The sequence below is a fragment of the Deltaproteobacteria bacterium genome, assembly GCA_016875225.1.
Classification (GTDB): domain Bacteria; phylum Myxococcota_A; class UBA9160; order SZUA-336; family SZUA-336; genus VGRW01.
The window spans coordinates 1-4,118 of record VGRW01000146.1; the positions used below are offsets into that span (position 1 = coordinate 1).

General features: G+C 70.8%; 3 protein-coding genes. 1 reads left to right on the forward strand and 2 read right to left on the reverse strand.

Annotated elements, in window-relative coordinates; translation table 11 throughout:
- A partial coding sequence (locus tag FJ108_18040; GenBank protein ID MBM4337793.1) for a hypothetical protein occupies positions 1 to 1,197 on the reverse strand: 1,197 nt, incomplete at its 3' end.
- Positions 1,198 to 1,215: 18 nt separating this feature from the next.
- Between FJ108_18040 and FJ108_18045 the strand changes: the two genes are divergently transcribed.
- Entirely contained in the window at positions 1,216 to 2,550 is a 1,335-nt protein-coding gene (locus tag FJ108_18045) for a 2-hydroxychromene-2-carboxylate isomerase (protein MBM4337794.1), read from the forward strand.
- Between the two features lies 1 nt (position 2,551).
- Here the strand turns inward: FJ108_18045 and FJ108_18050 are convergent.
- Positions 2,552 to 4,118, reverse strand: a 1,567-nt coding sequence (locus FJ108_18050; protein MBM4337795.1) for a DUF1329 domain-containing protein, incomplete at its 5' end; no start/stop codon positions are given.

Below are 4,118 nucleotides of genomic sequence, written 5' to 3' on the forward strand. Positions count from 1 at the left end.
CCCCCTCTGCAGCATCCAGACGTGGTACGGCACGACCATGCGCCGCTCGCGAAGTCCGCCGAGCTCGAACTCGTAATTGAGCGGGCCGTCGCCGGTCTGCAGCGCCTCGAAGCCGGGCGTAGGCGTGAACGTCTTGCCCGGCAGCTCCGCGCCCGGCGCGTGCCGGCCGCTTGCGAGGTACGCGCGGAGCGCCGCGAGCGCGCTCGTGAGCGCGGGCCACATCTCGAGGAAGAACACCTCGAGCACGGGAAGCAGCGTGGGCGCGATGCGGTCTCCGGCCAGCCACGCCGCGCCGTCGCTCGTGGCGGGGCGCGCGACCAGCTCGCGGTTCGGCCCGAGTGAGTAGAGCTTCTGCCCGTAGCTTCGAGCGTTCAGGTCGCAGGTGTGATTCGCGCGCTCGACCCACTCGGTCACGAGCGGGTAGCGGGTGCGCAGGCGGAAGCCCGCGACCGGGTCGCGGTAGTGGTGAGCGTAGAGCGGCCCGAGCAGGCCGAAGTCGGCCAGCGACGGCAGCCCGCCGAGCGCGAAGTCGTGGCGCGAGAAGTGCGCCTCTAGCCGGTCGAGCAGCCGGGCGTGGCTCGCCTCCCAGGCCGGGATCATGCGCTCGGTCGCGCCGAGCGCGACCAGCCCGGCGAAGATCCCGCGCGGGTTGGCAAAGCCCGAGGCCACGCCGAAGCCGCCGGCGAAGATCGCCTGCGCGGAGCGCCTTCGCGTCTCGCCGTCGGCGCCAGCCGCGAACACCGCCCCCCACTGCTGCTCGTTTGCGGCCGCGTGACTCGGCTCGGCCCCGTCGAGCGAGTACAGCCAGCGCTCGAGAAACCCGTAGACCACCATCCACTCGTCGGCGAGAAGCTCGATCAGGTGACTGGCGAGACGCTGCTTCGGCGCGGTGTCGGCTGGCGGAATCACCGCCGGCGCGGGGTGCGCGCGCTCGCAGAAGTCGATGATCTCGCTGGAATCCTGCACCCAGGTTCCATCGGGCGCGAGCAGCTGAGGCACCACGTTGGTCTGCGTCGCGGGGATCAGCAGGCCCGCGATCAGCTCGGGCGTGGCGAGGATGTCCTCGTACTCGAGCGCGCCGGCGCTCGCCTTGTAGCGCAGGAACGCGCGGACCTTCCCGGAGAAATAGCTGTGCTCCCAGGAGAAGAGCCGATACGCGCGCGCGCCGTACGCCACGGGTGCATTTTGGCAGGTCATATGCCACGATGCAAAGCGATGGACGGTGGATTCGTGCGCCGCGTCTCGCCGCTGTTCACGGGGCTGCTCACCAGCCCGCGCACGCGCGACGCGCGGCGCTGGCTGGCCGAGCGGCGGCGCCGGCTGCGCTCCGAGCCTCACCGGGTGCACTACTTCCACCAAGTCGACGACCCGTACGGCGCGCTCGCGGCGCAGGTGCTGCCGCGGCTGGTCGAGCGCTACGAGATCGAGCTGGTTCCGCACCTGGTGAACCCCCCTTCCGACGCGGCGGCGCCCGAGCGGACCCGGCTCGAGGCCTTCTCGCGCCGCGACGCCGCCGACGTCGCGCCGGCGTACGGGCTCGCGTTTCCCGCGGGCGCTTCCGCGCCGGATCCCGCGCTCGTCGCGCGCGCGGCCGCGCTGCTCGCCAGCGCGATCGCCGCGAACGCCTTCACCAGCGCCGCAGCGCGGGCGAGCTCCGCGCTCTGGAGCGGCGATGGGCTCTCGCTCGCCGCGCTGGAGCGCGAAGTCGGAAGCGCGGACGCCGCCGAGGTCCGCGCTCGCAGCGCCGACGGCGACGCGCTCCGCGATCGGCTCGGCCACTACCTGGGCGCCATGTTCCACTACGGCGGCGAGTGGTACTGGGGCGTCGACCGGCTCTGGCACCTGGAGCGGCGCCTGCAGTCGCTCGGCGCGCTTCGGGCCAGCGCCAGCGCCGAGCCGATATTGAGGCGGCCCGCACCGCAGGGACGCGCGAGCGGCTCGGCCAGGCGGACGTTCGCGTTCGAGTTCTACCCGTCGCTGCGCAGCCCGTACACCGCGATCGCGATCGAGCGCGCTCTCGATCTCGCGCGCCGCTACGCCGTCGAGCTCGTGCTTCGGCCGGTCCTGCCCATGGTCATGCGCGGCCTGCCGGTGCCGCGCGCGAAGCAGCTCTACATCGCGCTCGACACCAAGCGCGAGGCCGAGGACGCAGGCGTTCCCTTCGGCCGCATCTGCGATCCGGTCGGGCGCCCGGTCGAGCGCGCGTTCTCGCTCTACCCTTGGGCGCGCGAGCGCGGCCGGGCGGCCGAGCTTCTGGCCTCGTTCGCGAGCGCCGCGTTCGCCGAGGGCATCGACACCGGCAGCGACACCGGACTGCGTCGCGTCGTCGAGCGCGCGGGCCTGCCGTGGGCGCAGGCGATCGAGCACCTCGATCGCGAGGGCTGGCGCGACGAGCTCGAAGCCAACCGGCTCGCCCTGTTCGAGCTCGGGCTCTGGGGCGTGCCGAGCTTCTGCCTGCGCGCCGCCACGGGCGAGGCGCTCTACTCCACCTGGGGCCAGGACCGCCTGTTCCGCGTCGAGCAGGAGATCGCGGCGCGGCTCGCGCCGTAGCTCAGCGCCCCTTGTTCAGCCGCCCGATGTCGACCAGGCGGCGGATCTCGCCCTTGCTCGGCGGCGGGCCGCCCTTGTTGTTCCAGACCTCGATGCGGTTTCCGGTGCCGCTCTGCACGTTCACGATGATCTGCGACGCGAGCCGCAGCGTGCGCACCTCGTCGACGCCCTCCCACGGCGGGTTGTAGACGCCGTCGCGCGCCAGCGGGTCGGTGGTCTCTGGCGTCTTGCCTAGCCAGTCCTCGGTCCAGCGGAAGTTGTGCCAGATCAGCTTCCACAGCTCCTTCTTGCGGTCGTACGCCGAGCTGTACAGCGGCTGGTAGGTCTGCTTGTCGATCCAGATGTCCTTGTGGTGGTACGGGTGGTCCTCGTTCTTCGGGTTGAAGCGCACCAGGAACGCGTCGCGGAGCTCCCAGCGGTCGTTCGCGTACGAGAAGCCGTACGGGCCGTAGTTGTAGTCGTCGCGGTAGGGGTAGCCGAGCCGGGTCGCGTTGGTCGGGTGGATAAGCCGGCGCTCCTCGAGACAGGTCCACTCGTACTGCGGCGGAACGCCCGAGAAGCTGCGCAGATCGTCCATCGTGAAGTCGGTGCCCTGGATCGAGTCGGTGCGCTGCGCCTGCGAGATGCGCCGCACGCGGCGCAGGTCGGGAATGTAGACCCAGAGATCGTCGTTTCGCGCCTCGTCGAGCGGGCCATCCGACGCCTTGTAGCGGTACGAGAGCGTCATGATCCCGCGCGCGTCGAACGGCTCGGTCACGGTCACTCCGCCGCCGGCGAGTCGCTTCTCTTTCTCGAACACGTCGCCGCGTGACTCGACGTACTGCGGCTCGACGCGCTGCGAGAGCGCGACGCCCTCGGACGAGCCCTTGTAGAAGAGCGGGAGCTGTTCGCCGCGGTCCCAGTAGCTGTAGAAGAAGCTGGTCTTCCAGCCGCTCCCGTTCCACGACTTGTTGAAATTCCAGATGATCTTCAGCGCCGCCTGCGGGTCGGACTTGCAGTCGATCTTCTCGGTCGCGAACGGCCGACCCGCGACGTAGCCGACCAGCGCGCCGTCGCGGCCGATCGCAGCCTCCTTCTGCCAGCGGGCGGTGGCGTCCTCGAAGACTTTCGACTCGCCGTAGTCGCGGTTCTTCGGGCCGATCTCGATCTGCATGCCCTCGTAGAAGAAGAACTCGCGGTGCTCCCAGAACTGCTCCGGCAGGTAGCTGCGCAGCTTCTCGACCTGCTCGAAGCCGAGCACGTCGCCTTCCTTGAACGGCGCCTCCGGGACGGCGTCCTGCGCGTGCGCGCCGGGCGCGGCGAGCGCCAGCAGACACAGCGCGAGCGCGGCGCGAGTCACGACGCGCGCGCCGCCTCGTCGATCACCTCGACGAGCGCTGCGGGCTCCTGCTCCTGGATGAAGTGAGTGCCCTGCGGAAACTGGCGGTGCCGACGTCCCTTCGCGCCCGGGACGTGCTGCTGGAAGACTGCGTCGAAGTAGCCGAGCACCGGGTCGGCCTTGCCGTAGGCGGTTAAGAACGGCTTCTGCCAGCGCTCGAGCACGCGCCAGCTCGCGTCGAAGATCGCGA

Bases quoted from the DNA above. Each gene is read 5' to 3' on its own strand.
- FJ108_18045 (MBM4337794.1), top strand. From the start codon at position 1,216: ATGGACGGTGGATTCGTGCGCCGCGTCTCGCCGCTGTTCACGGGGCTG.